We start from the raw sequence: 20,769 nt of genomic DNA, 5'->3' as shown, positions 1-20,769 counted from the left end.
TCAACAACCTCCGCGATCATGTAGCCTTGCGACAGGACAACGTGCAAGCAGACGATCCAATATCGCGACGCCATCGGAGTCGGTCGGGCAGAACAGCCGAAGCTTCCAACTGATGATCTCCGAGAAGAAGCCATCGGCCTTGAGCCGATCCTTGGCTGCCTCCGAGAAGCCCGACAGTTCGATCCGGTTCGCGCCCATGACGCGCGAGCGGTGCAATTCCATCCCTTCCGACAGGCGCACCACGGTCTTGCCCTCCAGAACGAGGGCATGGACCTGCGCGGCCGAGAGCTTAGGCGCATCGGCGGCCAGCGTGGTCGCGACCCAGGCAGGCGAGACGCGGCGGCCGATGATGCGCTGCCCGTCATCGGTCTGCAGGCGGTAGACGCGAGTTTCATCCTGGGGGAGCTGCTTCCAGATCGGCAGCAGCAGCCCCGCCACGATATGCAGGGTGGATTCCGAGAACTCGGGCACTTCAGCCAGTTCGGAATTCCACGCGGCAGCAAAGGCCGCACGGTCGGCTTCCAGCCAGTGGGTGTCCTCCATGATCTTGGCTGGGACCGTACTGGCTTCCGTTGGGCGGATCAGACGAAGGCGGGTCTCAATGGTGCCATCGTCGAGCATCAAGCTGGTGGCAGGCACCTGCACCGCAGCGCGACCGGACCGGCTGTTGACCAGAAGCCGTGCCTTCGGGTCGTCGAGCCAGTCCAGCGCATCCGCCAGTGCGGTCGGCGTGTTGCGCCGCTTTTCTACGATTGTCAGGAGCTGGGTTTCGGCGCCGGACCCGGGATGGGTATAGATCACCCGCGCGTCCGTGACGCGGAAGCTCTCGGCGCGCAGCGTCTCCAACCCGAGGTCATAGACCCCGGCGGCGATGGCGCCCTCAATTCGCTGGTCGAGGAGTTCTTCGAAACCCGCGAACAACACGGCCTGCATGTCGATCGTCAGCGCCAGCAGGCGATTGAGGAAGGTCGTGATCGGCGGCAGGTCGTCCTTCAGCCCGTTGTCATCGGTCAGGTTGAGGCCAGTGGCATCCTCGAAGGCCCCAAGTGAGCATCCCGCCAGATCGTCGCGATAGATGCGGCGGTAAAGCTGGCGCAGGGCATCGCGAGCATAAGGGCTTTCGAGGTTATCCTCAGGTCGGAACAGCCCCTGCCCGCCGGTCTGGCGCTGACCCCGCGTGATGGCACCCAGCGTGTCGAGACGGCGCGCGATGGTCGAGAGAAAGCGCTTCTCCGCCTTCACATCCGTGGCCACCGGCCGGAAGAGCGGCGGCTGCGCCTGGTTCGTGCGGTTGGTCCGCCCAAGGCCCTGAATGGCGGCGTCAGCCTTCCATCCGGGTTCGAGCAGGTAATGCACCCGCAAGCGCTGGTTCCTGGCCCCGAGATCAGCGTGATAACTCCGCCCCGTGCCACCGGCATCCGAGAAGATCAGGATGCGCTTTTGGTCATCCATGAAGGCGGCGGTTTCCGCGAGGTTGGCAGACCCGGCACGGGATTCGACCACGAGGCGGGCGGCAGGGCCCTCGCCCTTCCGCACGATGCGCCGCGACCGACCCGTGACTTCGGCCACGAGATCGGTGCCGAAGCGCTGGACGATCTGGTCGAGAGCCCCCGGCACGGGCGGCAGTGATGCCAGCTTTTCGATCAGCGCATCACGCCGGCGGGCGGCCTCGCGGCATTCGACCGGCTGGCCGTCCCGCACAACGGGCCGGGACGAGAGATTGCCCTCGCTGTCAGTGAAAGGCTCATAGAGCTGCACCGGGAAAGAATGGGCGAGGTAGTCCATGACGTATTCGCGCGGGGTGATATCGACGCGGATGTCGCTCCACTCGTCGGTCGGGATCTCCGACAAGCGACGGTCCATCAGCGCCTCGCCGGTGGAGACGATCTGGATGACTGCGGCATGGCCCCCCGCCAGATCGGCCTCAATGCTCGCGATAAGCGTGGGGGTTTTCATCGAGGTCAGCAGATGACCAAAGAAGCGCTGCTTGACACTCTCGAAGGCAGACCGTGCGGCGGATTTGGCCTGGCGGCTCAGAGTGCCGCTTTCACCCGTGATGTTGGCCGCCTCCATCGCGGCGGCAAGGTTGTTGTGGATGATGGCGAAGGCCCCGGCGTAGGCATCATAGATGCTGCGCTGTTCGGGGCTGAGCGCATGTTCCAGCATCTCGTATTCGACACCGTCATAGGAAAGCGAGCGTGCGGTGTAGAGGCCAAGCGACCGCAGGTCGCGGGCGAGGACCTCCATCGCGGCAACGCCGCCCGCCTCAATGGCCTCGACAAACTCCCCCCGCGTCGCAAACGGAAAGTCTTCGCCACCCCAAAGGCCGAGCCGCTGCGCATAGGCGAGGTTGTGGACCGTGGTCGCCCCCGTGGCCGACACATAGACCACGCGGGCGTTGGGCAGCTTGTGTTGCAGCCGCAGGCCCGCTCTGCCCTGCTGCGAGGCTTCCGTGTCCCCACGCTCGCCCTTGGACCCTGCGGCATTCGCCATGGCATGGCTTTCGTCGAACAGGATCACCCCGTCGAAATCCGCCCCCAGCCAGTCGACGATCTGGTCGACGCGGGATTTCTTGGCACCGCGCTCTTCGGAGCGCAGCGTCGCATAGGTGGTGAAAAGGATGCCTTCGGCGAGCGGGATGTCGCGGCCTTGCGCAAAGCGCGAGAGCGGCGTGACGAGCAGGCGCTCCTGACCCAGAGCCGACCAGTCGCGCTGCGCATCCTCCAGCAGCTTGTCGCTCTTGGAAATCCAGACCGCCTTGCGGCGGCCCTTACACCAGTTGTCGAGCAGAATCCCAGCCGACTGGCGGCCTTTGCCCGCCCCTGTGCCATCGCCAAGGAAGAAACCGCGGCGGAAGCGGACAGCGTCCGCAGCATCGTCGGGCGCGGCCGAGACCATGTCGCCGGTTTCATCGACAGTCCACGACCCCGCGAGATATGCACCATGCGCCTCGCCCGCGTGGATCACCGTCTCCAGTTGGGCATCGGACAGGAGGCCTTCGCGCAGGACGGCTGAGGGCAGCTTGGGGAGGTAGCTGGGTTTCGGGGGTGCGACAGAGGCCATGGCCGCCGATTGCACCAGCTTGGTCGGGTGCGCGGCCGCTGCTGGGATGTCGATCACCTGCAAACGGAAGGTCTCGTAGATCGCATCCGAAAGACGTGCGGCATCTGCGTTCTCGGCGGCGTCGCGGAGAGCGTAGTCCAGTTTCTCGGCCTCGATCGGTATGTCTGATTTCGCCGGTTGAGCTGCGGAGGTCGCGCGGAATCGGCTGACGGGCTTGCGGGTGGTGAGGTGAGATTTTCCCGGGAAGAGGGAAGAGTGGCCCAGACCCGCAGCAGGACCTGGATCCAACTTGCGGCGCGGCGGAACTTCTGCAGTGACCCGGGACATCAGATGTGACACGTCCGGAGACAGGGGCTGGCGCAGGTCGGCGGTGATGCCGCCCGGCTCGCCGCCGCGGCATTTATCGAAGACAGAAATCCGCGTCTCGAAGCTGGTGCCATGCTTGGCGAAAGCCGCGCCCGACACGGCGCCGGTGAAGACGAGATGGGCCGTCTCGGTCAGACGACCGAAGGTCGAGGCCCAGGCAGGCGCATCCGGCGCGAAACCGGCTCCTGTGATGGCCACGAGCCGCCCGCCGGAGGCCAGACGCGCGAGGGCAGAGCGCAGATGCCGCACCGTCGCCTCGGTTGTCCGACCATCGACATTGGCCACAGCCGAGAAGGGCGGGTTCATCAGGATGACGCTTGGGCGCAAACTTTCGTCGAGATGATCGTCGATCTGCGCTGCATCGAACTGGGTGACCGGTCGGCCCGGGAACAGCAGGCGCAGAAGATCGGCGCGGGTGTCGGCCAACTCGTTCAGAGCGAGGCTGCCGCCGGCGATCTCGGCGAGGACCGCCATGAGCCCGGTCCCGGCCGACGGCTCCAGGACGAGGTCAAGCGGGGTGATCTGCGCCGCCGCCAAGGCCGCGAGTCCCATGGGCAGCGGCGTCGAGAATTGCTGAAAGCGCTCCATCTCTTCCGACCGCCGGGTGTGCGTGGGCAAGAGACCTGCCATCTTGGCGAGGATCGGCAAGAGCGCCGCAGGCGAGCCGGCACGCGCAAGCAGCGCCCGACCGAACTTTCGCAGAAAGAGGATCAGCGCCACCTCGCTCGCCTCATAGGCGAGCTTCCAGTCCCAGGCACCGGTCGCATCGGAACCGCCAAAGGCATGTTCCATCTCGCGGCGCAGGCGCAGCGCGTCGATCTGAAGCCCTTGCGCCAGATCGGGCTGCAGCGCCTCGGCAACAGCAACGATCGCAGGGGCAGGATTTGCTGCCAACGGAACAATGGGCGCAGGCAAGGACGCCTGCGCAACAGGGGCAAGATGGGTCATCGGGAAACTCCGGAATGAAGGACAGGATCAGGCCCGGACACCCTCTCTCGGGCAGCCTCGGACCTGATCTTTCCCGGCCGCTCTCTCCCTCTCGCACCGAGGTGTTCCCGACGCTTGGCTTGATTTTGTTCTTGTTCTGTTCTATTTTCAAAGCCAAGCCAGAAAGGGAGTTCCCCCATGGAAAGCATCACGCACGCCCTGCCCGCGACGCCCAAGCAGATCGCCTATGCACGGTCGCTCGCCCTGCGCAACCGGACGCTCCTGCCCTGGGAAGTTCAGCAAGACCGGCGATCCTTGAGCGCCTGGATCGAGGCTCAGGCCCGGCTGAAGCCGGTATCGGACATGAACCAGCTGCCCACGTCCAGGCAGGTGGCCTTCGCGGAGAAACTCGCCCGGATCAAGCGCCGCGCCGTCCCGGACGAGTGCTTCCGCGACAAGGGACTGATGTCGAAGTGGATCGAAGGGAACAGGTGAGTGAAGCGATGCGCCACCGCCCTGACAAAATCCTCCCAGAACCAGAAGGGTTACGACCCTGGTTTGTGTCCAACCTAAGCGCTAGATACTAGGGTGCTTCGCTCTGAAGGCCAGAAACGACCGTTTTTGACGCATAGATATTGGCAAGGGGTTTGTGTCCGGTGTGCCGGACAAAGATTCCGTTGCCTGTAGAGCTTGCAGTGCCGCATCGTGTCGAACTCTAGGCATTGACCGCAGATACGATTTGATGCTTTGTGCGCTTGATGGTTCTCAAACGCCTAAAGTGCTGACGAGATGAAAAGGGAACACGGTGCGGCGTAGCCAATAGGCACCAAATCCGTGACTGCCCCCGCAACTGTGAGCGGTGAGCGACCCCGATATGAGCCACTGGATGATTTGTCCGGGAAGGTTCGGGGAAGCCGCGACCCGCAAGTCAGGAGACCTGCCATCACCGGTCCGTTTCACGTTCCGGCATTTCAACTCGATGCAGGCGGGGTGCCTGGCCAGGAGCATATGATGGCAAAGCGGTCTCACCGCCCACAACATGGTTCTTCCTTCGCCCGCCTGAGAGGCGGAGGGCCTGATGAATCATCGAATTACAATTTGCATATCCTGTCGGCACAAGGGCACCGAATGCCGCCCCGGCTATGAACTGATCGAACGTCTGCGGCAGGCGATTGCCGAAGCTGGAGATGCCGTCCCCGAGGCGTTCGAGATATCAGGTGTCGCCTGCATGGCGGGCTGCGATCGGCCCTGTACGGTCGCCTACCACGGCAGCAAGAAGGCCACCTATCTCTTTGGCGATATCGATCCAGAGACCGATATCGCCGACCTCGTGACCTTTGCAAAGCAATATGCCTACCTGCACGACGGGTGGTGTTCTTCGGTGGATCGTCCCGGGAAGCTGCATAAGTCCGCACTTGCCCGCGTACCAGCGGCGATTATGGCCATTGAAGAAGACCAGGTTCGGGCCTCGTGAGCGCCGCCACCCTCTCTGTGCAGGACCTGTCATGGTCGCCAGGACGTGGCGCTGGGACGCTCTTGCAGCCAACCAGTTTCGCGTTGGCGGCTGGACGGATTCTGGGGATCGTCGGGCCAAACGGTGCGGGAAAGACAACGCTGTTACGGTTACTGTACCGGTTTCACCGCCCGACGACGGGCACAGTGCGTGTCGATGGAGATGACATCTGGACACTTCCGGCGCGGTTGGTGGCGCAGCGCGTTGCCGCCGTCTTGCAGGAGCAGCCGGGCGACTTCGCGCTGACCGTAGGTGAGATCGTGGCCTTGGGCCGTACGCCACACAGGCGTGGATTCGGTGGAAATACCGGCTCCCACGACAAGGACATCATCAGTGATGTACTGGACCGCCTGGACCTGCATGGTTTGGCCAGCCGCCATTTGAGCACTCTGTCCGGCGGGGAACGCCAACGGGTGATGGTGGCCCGTGCCTTGGCACAGGAACCGCGTCTTCTCATCCTTGATGAACCGACCAATCACCTCGACATTCGTCATCAGTTGGAGGTTCTGGACCTCATCCGCAACCTGCCGCTGACTATCGTCATATCACTGCATGACCTGAATCTCGCAGCGGGGGTGTGTGACGATGTCTTGCTTGTCCAATCGGGGCAGACCGTGGGCTTTGGTCCGCCGAAGCAGGTGCTGTCTGAGGCCGCCGTCTCTGACGCCTTTCAAGTTATCACCCGGCGGGAACAGCTTTCACGCAGCAAGACTGATCACCTCACATTCCATCTTCAGAACAAAGGACCACACACATGAAAAAAAATCTCCTGACTTCAACTGCCCTGATTATTGCCGCCGGTGCCGCCGCTGCCGAAACGACCGTGCAAAGCTGCGACCGTAGCGTCACTTTCGATGCGCCACCGGAACGGGCGATCTCGAACGACGTGAACCTGACCGAGATGATGCTGGTGCTTGGCCTTGCTGACCGGATGGTCGGCTACACGGGCATCTCTGGCTGGAAGACACTGGACGAAGAAATGCGGGCAGGTGTCGAAGAACTGCCGGAGCTTTCCGCCAAGTACCCGTCAAAAGAAGTGATCGTCGGAGCCGACGCTGACTTCTTCTTTGCTGGGTGGAATTATGGCATGAAGGTGGGCGGTGAAGTTACGCCAGAAACCTTGGAACCTTTCGGCATCCAGGTTTACGAACTGACTGAATCCTGCACCCACATCATGGACACCGAAAAGGCCAACATCGACATGATGTATGCTGACCTGATGAACCTTGGCACAATCTTCGGTGTTGAAAACAAAGCTGCCGAACTCGTGGCGGGTTACCGCGCTGACCTTGCCGCCTTTACAGATGAACTTGAGACTGGTGAACCGCTGCGGGTCTTTGTCTATGATAGCGGTGAAGACACCCCATTCACCGCAGGCCGCTATGCCATGCCGACCGCGCTTATTGAGGCTGCAGGTGGCGTCAACATCATGGATGATTTCGAGAAAAGCTGGGCGACGGTGACCTGGGAAGAGGTTGTAGAACGCAACCCAGAAGTCATCATGATCGTGAACTATGGCGAAGTGACCGCCGAACAGAAGCGGGAGTTCATGATGTCGAACCCGGCCTTCGCCGATCTGGACGCGGTCAAGAATGATCGCTTTGTGACGCTGGAATATGTCGAAGCTACGCCTGGGCCGCGCAACATCCAGGCGATCAAGACACTCGCCGAAGCCTTCTGGGCAGAGTGATCAGATGAGCGAGATCACGAACACCGTACAGGCGTCCCGCAGGTTTGGCCGTATGCCCGCCTTTCTTGTCGGCGGGGCAATCCTGCTTGTGGTCTCGCTCTCTCTTGCCATCTCGGTCGGAGCAGTCCCAGTCCCGTTGGGCACAGTTTGGGGCGTCATCCTCAACAAACTTTCACCGGGGATCATCGAAGAAACATGGTCGCGTAGCCGGGAGGCCATCGTCTGGGACATCCGGTTTCCACGTGCCCTCCTTGCGATGATGGTTGGGGCGGGTCTTGCGATGGTTGGGGCAAGCCTTCAAGCTGTGACACGCAACCCGCTGGCCGATCCGCATCTCTTGGGCATCTCTTCTGGCGGTGCCTTCGGAGCTATCCTCGCACTCCTGCATACCGGCTTGTTCATTGGCCTGTTGACCGTGCCGTTGCTGGCCTTCGCCGGAGCACTTCTGGCGACGTTGATCGTGCTCGGTGTTTCCCGCTTTGCCGATGCAACCAGTGCTGATCGTCTGGTCCTGGCCGGGGTGGCCGTGTCCTTCATCATCATGGCCTGCGCGAATGTCCTGATCTTTCTTGCCGATCCCAAGGCCACCCATATCGTCGTCTTCTGGATGCTGGGTGGGCTCGGCCTCGCGCAATGGAGTCAATTGATCTACCCGCTGGTCATTCTGGCGTTGTGTGCTGGATGGCTGATGTGGCGTGCACAGGACCTGAATGCCATGACAGTGGGGGATGAGACGGCATCAACCCTTGGCATCCCAGTCGCCAGGTTCCGAATGTCGGTCTTTGTGGTCGGCGCACTGATCACTGGGGTCATGGTCGCATTTTCCGGGATCATCGGTTTTGTCGGCCTCATGGTGCCCCATGTGGTACGCATGATCATTGGCGGCGACTATGCCCGTGTCTTGCCTGGCTCCGCCCTGATCGGCGCAGTGTTCCTCCTCTGGGCAGATATCACCGCCCGCACAGTCATGGCCCCTGAAGATATGCCCATCGGCATCGTGACAGGACTGGTCGGAGGCGTGTTTTTCGTTTGGCTATTGGGTAGGCGAAGGACTGGAATGTAAATCCGTCGGTCATTTGTGGTTAGTGCTAGATTCGTGGGTTGGCTCGTCGCTGACCTTCTCTGCATCGCAAGATGTGTCAAAACTCATACGTTTATGTCATCGGCGATAACAACCGATTTCTGTCAATCCCGGAGCAATAAGGGTCAGTGCCCCGGAGAGATATCGACCAGTTTTGGGTTTGTGCCGCGCCTTGGCGCGCGTGCTCTCCATGTAGCTGACGTGTGCTAAGGCGCGCTGGCCGCAGGCCAGCCCGTCTGATTCAGCGTTTCCTGGTTTCAGCTTTTGGCTTTGCGGCTTTCGCGTAGCCGAAAGCTTTCGCCGTTCATTTCCAGGATGTGCACATGGTGGGTCAGGCGGTCCAGAATGGCGCCTGTGAGGCGTTCCGAGCCGAAGACCTCGGTCCATTCATCGAATGGCAGGTTGGAAGTGATGACGATGGAGCCGCGCTCGTAGCGTTGGGAGATGACCTCGAACAGCAACTCGGCGCCGGTCTTGCTGAGGGGAACGAAGCCCAGTTCGTCGATGATCAGCAGGTCCTGGCTGACCAGGAGTTTTTGCAGACGCTGCAGCCGACGTTCATCGACCGCCTCGATCAGTTCGTGAACCAGAGCGGCGGCGGTCGTGAAGCGCACCTTGAGGCCTCTCTGACAGGCCGCCAGTCCGAGTCCCAGGGCGACATGCGTCTTGCCGGTGCCGCTCGGGCCCAGGGCGATAACGTTCTCGCGTCGGTCGACGAAGGCACAGCGGGCAAGCTCCATGGTCAAGACCTTGTTGACCGAGGGGATGACCTTGAAGTCGAAGCTGTCCAGGCTCTTGGTCGCCGGGAACTTCGCGGCCTTGATCCGGCGTTCGATCATCCGGCGTTCGCGCTCGATCAGTTCCAGTTCACAAAGCCGCAGCAGAAGCGGCAATTGCGAGAGAACCGGTTGCTGCGAAAGCCCACAGTTTGGCGAGAACAAGAATACCCGCCACACCGACCGAGGCCATTCCCGCCCTTTTGTTGAGGCGTCGTCGCGCGACTTGATCCAATGAAGACTCCGTGCTTGTGCTGTTTCAACGGTGTGTCGCCCTGACCCTCTGACCGGCCTACAACGCGCGCAAGACGCTCCCGCATATCCTCCGGCCCGGCCCGTGCGCCGCGCTCCTTCACGGCTGCCGCCCGGAGTGCCGCCAGACCGGCCGAGACACGCCCCTGCCCCGCGTCCCGCTCGGCCCCGTAGGTCTCCCGCGCGATGTCCAGGCGTTCGCGCAATTCGCGGAACGCCGCACGGGCCTGCCGGGCGGCATGAACAACAGCGCCGCGCTCCGTGACCGGAACGTATTCCCGGCCCTGCCGCTCGGCCATCGCCTTCGCGCGCCGCTCCATGGAGTTCGCCGCCGGTCCCAGCTTCAGCTCCGGGTCACGGTCCAGCTCCTCGGCCGTCAGCGCGTCGCCCCGCTCCAACGCCGCCTCCCGCTGCGCTTCGAGCGACCGGTGATCGACGCGCTCCACCTCCCCTGCCCGCTCAAGTGCGCGGTTCTGTAGATCGGCCCAGACGCCGCGCATCTGCTCGATCTCGACACCGCGGGTCTTGGCAGAGTCGAGCACGCGCGTCTTGGCGGTGAAGCCCTCGGGCTCCAGCTTCCGGGTGGAGGTCAGGACATGGGCATGGTGGTTGCGCTGATCGCCCTCGCGGTGCGGCGCATGGATCGCCACATCGACGGCCACGCCGTAGCGGCTGACCAGCTCCTGAGCGAAGTCGCGCGTGATCTGCGACCGATCCTCGGCGCTGATCTCGGACGGTAGCGCCAGCTCCCACTCGCGGGCGGTGACGGAGTTGCGGCGGGTCTCGCTGGCCTCGACCTCGTTCCAGAGGCGGGAGCGGTCCAGCGCCCAATCCGGCGCGTCCTTCGGGGTCAGGATGAAGGTCTCCTCGATGCCCTGCTTGCGGGTGTAATCGTGGATGCGGCCTTCTCGCTAGCACTCGATGCGCTCCCCGACACGGTAGGCTGCTGCCGCCGTGGCGGAGCGCCCGGCGCTGCGCTTGATCGTCTTCACGGAGAGGTGGTAGCTCGCCATGCCGCCTCCCCCCGCCCGCGATGCGAACGCCGCCGCTGCGCCGCGCCAGGCACACCCGTGCCGACCGGCTCCTGGCCCGTGACCGGAGCCAGGGCGCTGGCGCAGGATGGGAGGTGAGCCGGGCCCGTCACCCTCGTGGACGGGACCGGCTTCAACCTCCCTGTCGAGCGCAAGCCGGGGGCCTCGGAACCTCGCGTTCCGGAGCCGTCGGGGAGACGCTCAATCGTCTTTTCCCGGAGGCTTGCCGACTGGAAGGCCGGGGCCGGAGGGGAAAAGACAGCCCGTCCGAAGCCGCCCAAGGGGCGGTTTGCCACCGGCAAACCCGGCAAGGATCGGCATGGACAGGTCCAACGATCCGCGCAGCCCGCCAGCGCGGCACCCCCGGCGATCCAGCCCTGGCCACGGGGCACAGGATGCCGACAAGGGGGCGCGCTGCGGGACGCGATCCATCTGCACAAGATGGCCCTGGAGAGTTTGAGAGGCCGGGAGGGTCTTTCATTCCGGCGCGCATCGCGTCGGACGGAGTTCGCCATCGGCTGAGGCCCCGCCTCAAGGAGATCGCACGCAAATCTCGGAACCGCAGGTGGAGAGTTTGCATAAGTGCGCCCTTAGGGGCGTCGATTTCTGCTTAGCTTTGTTACGGCTCGTCAACTGGTAGCTCCGACAGAACGAACGGCGCTCGGTGACGGATGCGGCACTCCTCGACAAGGCGCTCTAGAAGAAACGGAACAACGTGAACAGGTGACGACCGTCAGCCGCCGTTTTCTGCCTTAGCACCCAGATCGCCAAGGCACTCCTTCCGCCTGCGAAATGCTGTCCGTAGCGCTTCTGTCGGTGAGGGTGGAGAATCCAACGCCTCAAAGAACGATTGATGGTCGCATGGCTTCAAGTTCGTGACGCCCGCGCTGTTGTCGTTTGCCTGTTTCATTTCTTCGGACCCCAATGGCGCATGCGCTGTAACTTGTCAGCCGACGGCCGTAATCGAGTAGTGCGGTGTCCCATCCCAAACAAGATCCCAAGACGCGCCCGGCCGGACGTTCTGGATGGCGTGCGGCTCGAAGCAGACCAAGCAATTCCCGCCCGGAGCAGGAGCGCGGACCGAATGGTAAATCAGTCCCTTGGATCCGTCCCGGCGCAGATGCTGGGCCAGGCTTTGGCCCTCGGGATACCCGACAGCCGGATCCGGATGCAGCGCGGGATGACCTGCCTCATCGGAAATATCATCGAAGACGCCGATGAAGTCGGCCAGCAATTCCACATAGCGGGCGCTGTCGTGGAAGCTGCCGGTAAAGCCGAGTTCGCGTGTGCGGTGCCAGGCCACTTCGCTGACAGAAACCATCACATTCCATGCGCAATACCAGGCACCTCGCTCCTCGGTGTTGAAGCGGTTACCGCCGGCGCGGGTGTAAGTGAAGGCGGCATTGACGTGACTGTCTCCATAGATGCGCAGATCGCGGCTGCGGCGTTGCCAGGCAAGCTCGCGCGGGTCCAGATGCGGGTTGCGCCCGCGTTCGGCCTGTAGGCGTCCACTGGTCAGGCCCTCGATCTCTGCCAAGATCTCCATCTCGTCATCAGTATCGACGAGACCGCGCAGCGATGGTGGCTTGTGGTCGGTGGCAGGCAGGAGACGAACGAGACCGCGATCGGAAATCTCGGTCTGCTTCATGCCCCACCACGCAACGCATCAAGATAGGTCCGAACCGCGAGGATCTGCGGCAAGCCCCCGTCGATGGCGGTGTCGACCGGACGGCCGCCCCCAAAGAGCGGACCGGTGTTCGGTCGGGTGAACCAGCTTCTTGCAAGAGGCTCCGAGAAATAGAGCTCGAGCGACTTGTAGATGCCGATGACGGCGCTCAGCCGGAGAAGCTGATCCTTGGTCAATTCTCCTGCGAAATCCGGCTTCTTGGCGCGCTTCCATGTGCTCTCTGACATGTCGGCAAGGCCAGCCGCTTCCTTGAGACTGAGACCCCAGGCATCGGCCACGCGGGCATAGGCTTTCAACGCGACGGCGTTGACCTGTGCGGGTTCCCGAATTTTCTCTGCAACGTGCATGGCGTCCTCCATTGACTTTAATATAGTCCATATGAACTCACTGTAAAGATCAAATGAACCTTACGCTTTGATCTCTGTTACCCGAACCGCCGCCCTCCTTCCGTGAACGTATACGCGTTCGCGATGATCCCCTCCTCGATGGCCTCGTCCGAGGTGAGGTGGTCGTATTCGGCTTCAAGTTGGCGGTAGAGCCAGCGGGCCAGATCACGCAGCGCCTCGGTCACGACTTCTTCCGCGTGCTCAGTCGGCGGCTGCCAGGTCGCGCTGTCCCGCGTGACGTCCACCGACATGGTGTGTTCATGGTAGTAGCGGCCACGGTGGCTGGCCGCGGCGGCGAGCTGGTAGAAGTTCCGCCGCTGGATGGCCTGCAGCCGGTCGGCGATGCCGTGCAACGTCACATCCGTCGGGGCATAGTCCCGAATGCGCGCGGCGGCGCCCTTGACGTGGGACCAGTAGCCTTCGAACGAAGCTCCATCACCCTGGCTCCAGAAGCCGGAGAACCAGATGCAGGGCTTGGCCCGCGTCCCGCCACTCATCAGGCGGACGGAGGTGGTTTTCAGGCGGATGCCGAGGATCTCACAGACCCGCTCGAAATCCTCGTAGACCGCATACCACCAATCGTCGTGGGGACCGAGCTCGCGATACCAGGTACGCGCCTTTTCCTTGGCGGCCTCCGAAAGTTCGGCGAACTGGTAGACGGTGGTGCAGATGATCTCAGGCATCGGCGTCCTCCCCGTTCAGCGCGGCGGCCAGCCTTTCTTGGCTGCTGGTCCAGCCAATGGATTTGCGGGCGCCGAGATCGATGACATGCGCGCCGCCGCCGAAGGCGTCGAGGCGCGGACGGGAGCAGGTCAGAGCGTATTGGAAGCCCCAAAGGCCGGTGAGATCGAAGTCGTCCGCAAGGCGGAGCACGAAGCGGATGACAGCTTCGACATCGCCGTTCCCGTCATCATGGATCCAGAGGATGCTGCCCTCGGGCGCGTCCCGGCGCACGAGATCAAAGCCGGCAACCTCCGGGTCGTCGGCGTCCTGATCCGCAGCGCGCAGATCGTGAAACAGCGCGAGCGCGCGGGCCGCCTTATCGGGAGTGCCGACATCGAGCAGGCACGAGAAATGGGTGAAGTAATCCGCCATGGAGACCTCCTGAATGGGGAAGACCCGGCCGAGAGGCCGGGTACTGAATCGGGATGAAGGGTCGGCCGGGAGCGATCAGCCGATCGACGTGTCGTCTGCCGCCTTTCTTGCGGCATGCGCGCAGAGCATTTGCCGGTAGAAACGCTTGCGCGCGGTCCGGAGGCCGCAAACGGCGCGTGTGTTGGGGTGCAGCGCCCGGACCGCCGCGCGAACCACTGCCAGTCGCGAAGCGGTCGGCGGCACGCCAAGACGTAGATATGTGGGATCGGTCATGTCACGTGACCTCGACCACGGGCGAGACGAGATGCGGATCGACCTGAGCCTCGATCCGTTCGGTCCGACCCATCCAAGGCTCGGGCCGAATGGCCTTCACCCAATCGGCGAAGCTCGGGATGAAGCCGAGGTCCTCCTGAACATGCTGCTCGCCGACCCACCGGGTCGGGATGATGCGTCCGGTCGAGAGCGTAAGCGTCAGACCAAAGATTGTCTCGGCCATGAAGATGCCCTCGGCATGGTGGCGCAACGCCCGGTGCCGAAAATCGGCTGTGATCTCCTTGCTCTGGTCGAACCAGGAATGCACGGCGAAGTAATCCTCGACCGTGCCGCCCCATTTCTTCACCGAGGACAGGGCGTGGTGATAGGGATGTGCCATCGCCGCCCCCTCAGAAGTCGTGTGTGTAGAGTTCGGACGAGGTGAAGCGCTCGTTGAACTCGAGGTGGATGGTGCGAGCGCTCGCGTCGAAGCAGAATTCGCCGTAGGCCCCGTCGTTGTTTTCCCAACCGCCGTGGGTGTCAGACAGCAAGTCGTACGCCAGTTGCTCCACGACATCTTCGAGCGAAAGCGCCCGCATCTCGACCTCCGGGTCGTCCCATGTCAATGCGGCATAGGCGATCTGGGTCTTGGGGAAAGTGACTTCGGCGTCGCCAGCGTAGGCTTCGATGCTTTCAACCTGGCCGCTATCGCCATAGCCGTCAAAGCTCACGGTCACATGGGTGATGCCCGCGGCAGTCAGGCCATCGAAGAGGCGCTCCTTGTTGGCCGGACGCAAAGCTGCGATCCGCGCGTCACGCTCGGACTGCCGAGCCAGCACGCCGGCGAAATCAATCCTGGACGGCGCCATCGGCGCGGCCAGGGTGGGTTCGATCTTGGACATTGGAAACTCCGAAATGAGGGAAAGGATCTGAACCCCGAGGCTCTCTCTCGTCCTCCTAGGCTCACATCCTCCCCTGCCCTTCTCTGACTCTTGGGCGTCACGCCGCGATCTGCAGTGCGCGAGACGCGAAGACACGCCAGAGCGGATCGACAAGACGGGCATCGAGAACGTCGGCGTGGTGCCGCAGCCGTCGCGCGAGGCCATGTTCATGCCACTCGGCCGCCCGCATGGCCTGCGCGCGGGTCTGGCTGGCCTCGGACACGACGGCGCGGGCTTCGGCGGCATCCGAGACCGGGTGGCACCATGCGACCCCGCCTTCATAGGTAGCTCCGGCCAGAACGAGACGGCCCTCCCGATCGAGGATTGCCAGGATGCGCGGAGCGTCTTCAGGTATGATATCTTCGGCGTGAACGATTGCCCCCTGCATGGCCTCGGCCAGCGTGGCGAACCGCTCTAGTACCTTGGGGTGTGCCTGCCCGTACATGAGCGCTGCGGGAGCATGACAAGCCGTCGTGAGTGCGAACGGCAAGTCTTGATCTGCAAGAATGGTCAGGAAGCTCGGCGGCAAACCTGTTGTCTGCGTAGCTGGCCGAGTTTCGAGAGGAAGGTCGAACATGGGAATACCTCCGACGGTGCGGAGAGCCTCTCTCCCCGCTTCAAACCGTCAAAGACCGAACCGCCGCCCTCGTCCTCCAAGGGGCGACGGCTGCAGATCCGAATGGCGCGTCAGAGCTTGGCCAGGGTCCGCAGGCTCAGTTCCGTCCCGGCGCCGACGATGATGTGGTCGTGCAGCGTGAGGCCGAGATAGCGACACCCCTTCTGGATCTCCTTGGTCATGCTGAGATCGGCCTCCGAAGGCGTCGGATCGCCCGACGGGTGGTTGTGGATCAGGATCAGGGCGCTGGCGTTCAACATCAGCGCCCGCTTGATCACCTCGCGTGGATAGACTGGAACATGGTCGACTGTGCCGGTCGAGAGGAGTTCATCGGAGATGATCCGGTTCTTGCGGTCGAGATAGAGCACGTGGAACCGCTCGATCGGCCCGCGCACCGTCAGCGCGCAATAGTCAAGAAGCGCCTGACAGCTATCGATGACGGGGTTTCGGCTGAGATAGCGGCCGAGGATGTCACGGGCCTCGAGGATGACGGTTTCTTCCTGGGGGGTCATGGGGGTCTCGCTGTATTGCACGAATCCCGAAGGCTCCTGCCCTATCGGGCAAGGCCAGCGGCGTGCATGTGATAAGTGAGGTGAAACGACCGCCACGCTTGCAGGCGGTCGCCCTATCGAAGTTCGCCTCAACCGACCCGGTCGAGGAGCTTCTTGGCGCGCCCTTCCATGTCGAGGCGGGCATCCTGCTGGGTTTTGTCGCGCGCAAGTCGCGTGATGCCTTGGACGAAGTCGAAGATGCTTTCGGGCGGGCGGCCTTCCTCCATCAGCACCTTCTCGATGATCTTGCCGGATTCGGCCTTCGAGAAACCACGCTTGCGCAGGAAATCCGCGCGGTCCTCGTCGCTGCGCGCCACGATCTGCTGCCGCGCCGCTTTGATCCCGTTCACGAATCCTTGCGGCGAGGAATTGGCAAACCGCGTCAACGCGGGCGCGGCCTCATGTGCGAAGCGCGACGCGGCGTATTTCGAGTGACGGATCTTGACCTCTTGGAAGTCCTCGACACCCCAGAGGTTGCGGTTCTGGCACACCGCCCGCAGATAGAAGCTCGCCATGCCAAGGGTCTTCGCGCCCACCTCGGAATTCCAGCAATAGAAGCCCCGGAAATAGAGATCGGGGGAGCCGTCGGGTAACTTGCCTGCTTCGATCGGATTGCGATCGTCGACCAGGAACAGGAAGACATCGCGGTCTGAGGCGTAGAGCGTGGTCGTGTCGCGGCTGATTTCGACATCGGGGTTGTAGACTCCGGTCGACCAATCCAGCACACCCGGTACCTTCCAGCGCGTATCGCCCGTGCCATTGCCCGCGATGCGCTGAACCGCCTCGACAAGCTCGAAGTCATGGATGCGGCCGTAGTCGGGACCGGTTACGGCGCGCAGTTCCGTGCGGCCATCCTCGGTCTCGAAGGTCTTCACCTGCTCGGCGCGGTGGTTGGTCAAACCGTATTGCAGGTTGATCCCCGCCAGAGGCGCGGGAAGCTGCCGCAGGTAGGATGCCGGGGCACCGACGATGCTGGCAAGCTGGCCGAAGGCCCAGTGCGTGGGTGCGACCGGCTCATGCGCTTTCGGCAGGACCAAGTGCAGCCGCTCTGCACTGTCGCGCGCTGCCTCGACACGGATGTCGGCGGTTTGCACCACCCGGCTGCGGCTGCGTTCAGAGCGACCCTTCACATCGGCCCAGAGATCGTCGAGCGACAGGTACCGCTCGTCATCCGGCCTGTTGAACCATTCGGACGACACCCGCCCATTCCGGTCACCCCGGCTCACATCCACTTTCCAGCCACCAGCCCGCGTCGGCTGTACCGCATCCAGAACTTCCACAACGCCCATCGGCATTCCTCCGCGACAGGCGCCGGGAGCCACTCTCCCAGCCCTCAACCCGTCACCGGGAAACCGGCCAACCTCAAACTCTCTCGGGCAAACGGCGCTAAGTCGGAGGCGCCGCACGCCCGCAACTCGCTGGTGTTGACCTGCGTTCAAAAATGGCAGAGGTTAAACAAGGCCTTTCTCGCAGGCCGGTGTGCCCGCCACGCGAAGCTTTGCAGCGATCTTGATTTCGAACAGAGACCTCATGCCATCGGCGGGTCTGATTAGCAGCGGGCACCTAGTCAGATCCGGCTTGGACATGGATCATGACAGAGTACACTAAGCTTAAGACTTTGAAACTCCTGGCGAAGCGTTACGCTAGGGCGACGGGTCAACCACAGCACGTAGCGCTCGACTTTGTTGCCAGTCGAATGGGCTTTGCTCATTGGAATGCGTTGACAGGCAGCGCCAAAGGAGAGTGGGTTCCCTCCGAAGCACAAGTTGCCACGATCAAGGCCTTCGTGGAACGGATCACTTCCTACGAGGGTGCGACCTTCGACCATATCTTCGGAAGCCCCGATGCCGTCACTCGAGGAGAAGTACGGGGGCATCCATACGAAATGAAATCAATGCTTGGTGACGTCCGCATGGATGTTGAGGGTTGGCAGATCGTGCTGCCAGAAAACCCTTTGGCCGCCCCTCGTGTCGAGATCGACATCAAGCATGCCCAGACCAGCCCGATGAACGATCGCGTGCTACGTGAAGAAGCCATCGGGATTGCGAGGGAATTGATGCAGAGCGTCAAGGCGCGGCGATTTGCCGATTGGCCACGGCGCGCCACAAAGCCGGATGCGGAAGGAAATGTGCGGCACCCGTTCTTGGAGATGGAGGAATCGAACCTCTGGTACTGCCTTCACTGCAACTCAGAGATCACCGGCCCACAGATCGCTGGAAACCAATGGCACTGCCCCAGCTGCGGCGCATCACCAATCAACATTTTTCCAGAAGCCCTCTGGCTGGGACCGAACGATGAAAAACCAGTGCCACTTCAATCCCGCGCCGAAAGGCAAGAGATTGAACCCATCGTGTCAGTTATAGATCCGCGGCCAAGGCTTGACCTCAACAGTGACCAGGTGACCCATTTGATCCGGGCTGCCCTGTTCGAGGATGCGACCAATGCCAGCGAGCGCATGGGAGCGAGTCTGGCCGAAATCTGGGTTGATGACGATCTCGACGTGGTTGTTTCCTTCGAGGATCACTACTGGCCCGAGGACAAGGAGCCGACCGCTGCGATCGAAGTGGCCGCACTGCTTGGGATCGAGATTGAGTTGGAAGTTACTTGGTCGGATCCGTTGTTCGCATGGCCCGGTTTGGGCACCGTGACCCAGAGCACGGCCGAATATACGCGGTTGATGCTCGACGCGTATCGCAGTCACGGCGCGACCAGAACCAAAGACGAAATCTAGCTCGTGCGCACGTTGAACAATTAGGCGTATTCAAGGCGCTCAGCACCGGAAGGCTAGCGTGGGTGCCTTTTCCAGTGGCCCGAAGAGACTTTTAGCCCGGCGGTTTAACCCGCCGGGCCCGAGGGGGAGACCCCGCTCCTCAGAACGGGATCTCGTCGTCGCGGTCGACCAGCTCGGGGTTTTCGTTCTCGGCCGACTTCGGGCGGCTCAGGAAGTCGACCTTCTCGGCGATGATCTCGCAGCCGTAGCGGTCGTTCCCCATGCTGTCGATCCACTTGGTGTAGTGGATGCGGCCGTGGACGAGGACCTTCATGCCCTTTTCGCAGTGCTCGGCGACCGTCTTGCCGAGACCGTTGAAGCAGGTGATGCGGTGCCATTCGGTGTCCATGACCCGGTAGCCGTTCTCGTCGCGCATCACTCGGCCTTCCGAGAGGCGGGGGCGCGAGGTGGCGAGGCTGAAGTTGGTGATCTTGGTGCCGCTCTGGGTGGTGCGGACTTCGGGGGTCTGACCAATGTTGCCGGCGAGGATGACGATGTTCTGCATAATAAGCTCCTGTGTTTCCTGTCTTCGGGACCGTCCCTTCGACAAGACCCTGAAAAAGCCCGTCGGGTGACGCGTGCACGGTGGAGGGAACGGACGCCGGAAACCCCCAGAGGACCGGGGTGGAGCGGGCAGGACGCCAAAGGCGGCCAACACGGCCCGGACTGACGCGGGGTTGCGCGCGAGAACCCAAACGGGATTAGGGGATTGTCAGTCGAAGGGATGGCCCAGATGACAGAGAGATGCGGGGGAGCCCATGCCAGACCATGTCCCCTTGCCAATCAGGACTGTTTGACCCAAAGCCCAGCACACCGCTAGCGGCCAAAGTGGCTATCACCAGTTCTCAACCTGCGTGTTTCGCGGAACATGGGCAGTGATTTCACGCGATCTCGGGCACGCGTTTCACGCCATCTCGGGCAGCCATTTCACGGATGTGGGCAGGCTGGTCGACAAGGTTCATTGAGTCAGGCCCGACCTGTTTGGTCAAGCGGTTTTGCGGCGGTCATCTTTCTGCGCATGCTTTCTCCGGTCAGGGTGAGGCGGTGGGCGTTGTGGACCAGGCGGTCGAGGATGGCGTCGGCAAGGGTTGGGTCGCCGATGGCCTCGTGCCATTGGTCGACCGGCAACTGGCTTGTGACGATGGTGGAGCCTCGGCCCTGCCGGTCCTCCAGAATTTCCAGGAGATCACGGCGTTCGGTGGCGGCGAGCACCGACAGCCCCCAATCGTCCAGGATCAGAAGCTCGGTACGCTCGATGGATTTCAGGACACGGGCGTGGCGGCCGTCGCCCCTGGCGATGGCCAGTGCCAGGAAGAGCCGTGGGACGCGGTGGTACATGACCCTGCGGTCGTCGCGGCAGGCCTTGTGGCCGAGCGCGCAGGCAATCCAACTCTTCCCCAGGCCTGTTGGCCCAGTGACCAGCAAATTCTCGTGCCGGTCGATCCAGCCACCGTCGATGAGATGCGCCATGACCGATTTGTCGATGCCGCGCGGGCTGCGCATGTCGATGTCCTCGACGCAGGCTGCCTGCCGGAGCGCGGCGAACCTCAGCCGTGTCGCCAGCTTCTTGGCACCGCGCTCGGTCGCCTCTCGATCCACCAGCAGGCCCAGCCGCTCTTCGAAGCTGAGGTTTTCGAACGTGGCGCCGGCGCGGCGCTGTTCGTCCAGCGCCTTGGCCATGCCGTTGAAGCCGATGGCCTCTAGCCGGTCGGATGTGGGATGTGTCAGCAAGGGTTTTCTCCTTTTCAGTGGTAGTAGTTCTGACCCCGGAT

Annotated in this window: 21 protein-coding genes, 1 pseudogene and 1 riboswitch; of the genes and pseudogenes, 6 read left to right on the top strand and 16 right to left on the bottom strand. The window is 62.7% G+C overall.

Going from position 1 to position 20,769, the window contains the following annotated elements:
- A complete protein-coding gene (locus RBB42_RS25835; protein WP_306043890.1) occupies nt 1-4,377 on the bottom strand; it encodes a strawberry notch family protein in 4,377 nt (1,458 codons plus the stop codon).
- 177 nt (nt 4,378-4,554) lie between these two features.
- Here RBB42_RS25835 and RBB42_RS25830 point away from each other — a divergent pair, with 177 nt between their 5' ends.
- From RBB42_RS25830 to RBB42_RS25810, 5 genes are all read left to right on the top strand, one after another.
- On the top strand, nt 4,555-4,851 hold the full coding sequence (locus RBB42_RS25830) for a hypothetical protein (protein ID WP_306043889.1): 297 nt from the start codon (nt 4,555-4,557) through the stop codon (nt 4,849-4,851).
- A 247-nt stretch (nt 4,852-5,098) separates the two neighbouring features.
- Nucleotides 5,099-5,315, top strand: a riboswitch (cobalamin riboswitch).
- A 119-nt stretch (nt 5,316-5,434) separates the two neighbouring features.
- On the top strand, nt 5,435-5,830 hold the full coding sequence (locus RBB42_RS25825) for a DUF1636 family protein (protein ID WP_306043888.1): 396 nt from the start codon (nt 5,435-5,437) through the stop codon (nt 5,828-5,830).
- Nucleotides 5,827-6,627, top strand: a complete 801-nt coding sequence (locus tag RBB42_RS25820) for an ABC transporter ATP-binding protein (RefSeq protein ID WP_306043887.1) — start codon at nt 5,827-5,829, stop codon at nt 6,625-6,627. The genes RBB42_RS25825 and RBB42_RS25820 overlap by 4 nt, the downstream gene beginning before the upstream one ends.
- Nucleotides 6,624-7,559 carry an ABC transporter substrate-binding protein gene (locus RBB42_RS25815; RefSeq protein ID WP_306043886.1) on the top strand — a complete coding sequence of 312 codons (936 nt, stop codon included), beginning with the start codon at nt 6,624-6,626 and terminating at the stop codon, nt 7,557-7,559. The genes RBB42_RS25820 and RBB42_RS25815 overlap by 4 nt, the downstream gene beginning before the upstream one ends.
- 4 nt (nt 7,560-7,563) lie before the next feature.
- Nucleotides 7,564-8,622: a FecCD family ABC transporter permease gene (locus RBB42_RS25810; protein WP_306043885.1), complete on the top strand. Its 1,059-nt coding sequence runs from the start codon at nt 7,564-7,566 to the stop codon at nt 8,620-8,622.
- Nucleotides 8,623-8,897: 275 nt separating this feature from the next.
- On the opposite strand, the pseudogene istB (RBB42_RS25805) reads toward RBB42_RS25810, so the two are convergent.
- The 13 genes and pseudogenes from istB (RBB42_RS25805) to RBB42_RS25745 all read right to left on the bottom strand — a co-directional run.
- Nucleotides 8,898-9,524: pseudogene (gene istB / locus RBB42_RS25805) on the bottom strand (IS21-like element helper ATPase IstB); the annotation flags it as partial.
- Nucleotides 9,497-10,567 (bottom strand): MobQ family relaxase, encoded by a 1,071-nt coding sequence (gene mobQ / locus RBB42_RS25800; RefSeq protein ID WP_306043900.1) that lies wholly within the window; start codon nt 10,565-10,567, stop codon nt 9,497-9,499. The pseudogene istB (RBB42_RS25805) and the gene mobQ, both read right to left, overlap by 28 nt.
- An 865-nt stretch (nt 10,568-11,432) precedes the next feature.
- Nucleotides 11,433-11,609: a type II toxin -antitoxin system TacA 1-like antitoxin gene (locus RBB42_RS25795; RefSeq protein WP_306043883.1), complete on the bottom strand. Its 177-nt coding sequence runs from the start codon at nt 11,607-11,609 to the stop codon at nt 11,433-11,435.
- A 36-nt stretch (nt 11,610-11,645) separates the two neighbouring features.
- Nucleotides 11,646-12,347, bottom strand: a complete 702-nt coding sequence (locus RBB42_RS25790) for an RES family NAD+ phosphorylase (protein ID WP_306043882.1) — start codon at nt 12,345-12,347, stop codon at nt 11,646-11,648.
- Nucleotides 12,344-12,745 (bottom strand): MbcA/ParS/Xre antitoxin family protein, encoded by a 402-nt coding sequence (locus RBB42_RS25785; protein WP_306043881.1) that lies wholly within the window; start codon nt 12,743-12,745, stop codon nt 12,344-12,346. Before RBB42_RS25785 ends, RBB42_RS25790 begins: the two co-directional genes overlap by 4 nt.
- A gap of 65 nt (nt 12,746-12,810) precedes the next feature.
- On the bottom strand, nt 12,811-13,455 hold the full coding sequence (locus RBB42_RS25780) for a DUF8835 domain-containing pootine (RefSeq protein ID WP_306043880.1): 645 nt from the start codon (nt 13,453-13,455) through the stop codon (nt 12,811-12,813).
- Nucleotides 13,448-13,867, bottom strand: a complete 420-nt coding sequence (locus RBB42_RS25775; protein WP_306043879.1) for a hypothetical protein — start codon at nt 13,865-13,867, stop codon at nt 13,448-13,450. The genes RBB42_RS25780 and RBB42_RS25775 overlap by 8 nt, the downstream gene beginning before the upstream one ends.
- Nucleotides 13,868-13,942: 75 nt before the next feature.
- A complete protein-coding gene (locus RBB42_RS25770) occupies nt 13,943-14,140 on the bottom strand; it encodes a hypothetical protein (protein WP_306043878.1) in 198 nt (65 codons plus the stop codon).
- Nucleotide 14,141: 1 nt separating this feature from the next.
- A complete protein-coding gene (locus RBB42_RS25765) occupies nt 14,142-14,519 on the bottom strand; it encodes a DUF6915 family protein (protein ID WP_306043877.1) in 378 nt (125 codons plus the stop codon).
- A 10-nt stretch (nt 14,520-14,529) separates the two neighbouring features.
- Complete coding sequence (locus tag RBB42_RS25760) at nt 14,530-15,021, bottom strand: DUF6878 family protein (protein ID WP_306043876.1); 492 nt, start codon at nt 15,019-15,021, stop codon at nt 14,530-14,532.
- Between the two features lie 97 nt (nt 15,022-15,118).
- Entirely contained in the window at nt 15,119-15,637 is a 519-nt protein-coding gene (locus RBB42_RS25755) for a DNA repair protein RadC (RefSeq protein WP_306043875.1), read from the bottom strand.
- Nucleotides 15,638-15,747: 110 nt separating this feature from the next.
- Nucleotides 15,748-16,188, bottom strand: a complete 441-nt coding sequence (locus tag RBB42_RS25750; RefSeq protein WP_306043874.1) for a JAB domain-containing protein — start codon at nt 16,186-16,188, stop codon at nt 15,748-15,750.
- A gap of 128 nt (nt 16,189-16,316) precedes the next feature.
- A complete protein-coding gene (locus RBB42_RS25745; protein WP_306043873.1) occupies nt 16,317-17,516 on the bottom strand; it encodes a DUF932 domain-containing protein in 1,200 nt (399 codons plus the stop codon).
- A gap of 302 nt (nt 17,517-17,818) precedes the next feature.
- Between RBB42_RS25745 and RBB42_RS25740 the strand changes: the two genes are divergently transcribed.
- Nucleotides 17,819-18,958: a hypothetical protein gene (locus tag RBB42_RS25740; RefSeq protein WP_306043872.1), complete on the top strand. Its 1,140-nt coding sequence runs from the start codon at nt 17,819-17,821 to the stop codon at nt 18,956-18,958.
- A gap of 139 nt (nt 18,959-19,097) precedes the next feature.
- Here RBB42_RS25740 and RBB42_RS25735 read toward each other — a convergent pair whose 3' ends face one another.
- Nucleotides 19,098-19,502, bottom strand: coding sequence for a single-stranded DNA-binding protein (locus tag RBB42_RS25735; RefSeq protein WP_008335991.1), 405 nt, complete (start codon nt 19,500-19,502; stop codon nt 19,098-19,100).
- Nucleotides 19,503-19,963: 461 nt separating this feature from the next.
- Entirely contained in the window at nt 19,964-20,728 is a 765-nt protein-coding gene (istB, locus tag RBB42_RS25730; RefSeq protein ID WP_306043871.1) for an IS21-like element helper ATPase IstB, read from the bottom strand.
- Nucleotides 20,729-20,769 lie beyond the last annotated feature (41 nt).

Origin of the sequence: Mameliella sp. MMSF_3455, from assembly GCF_030733205.1 — a bacterium.
Lineage (GTDB): Bacteria > Pseudomonadota > Alphaproteobacteria > Rhodobacterales > Rhodobacteraceae > Antarctobacter.
This window is presented reverse-complemented; position numbering and strand designations above follow the sequence as displayed.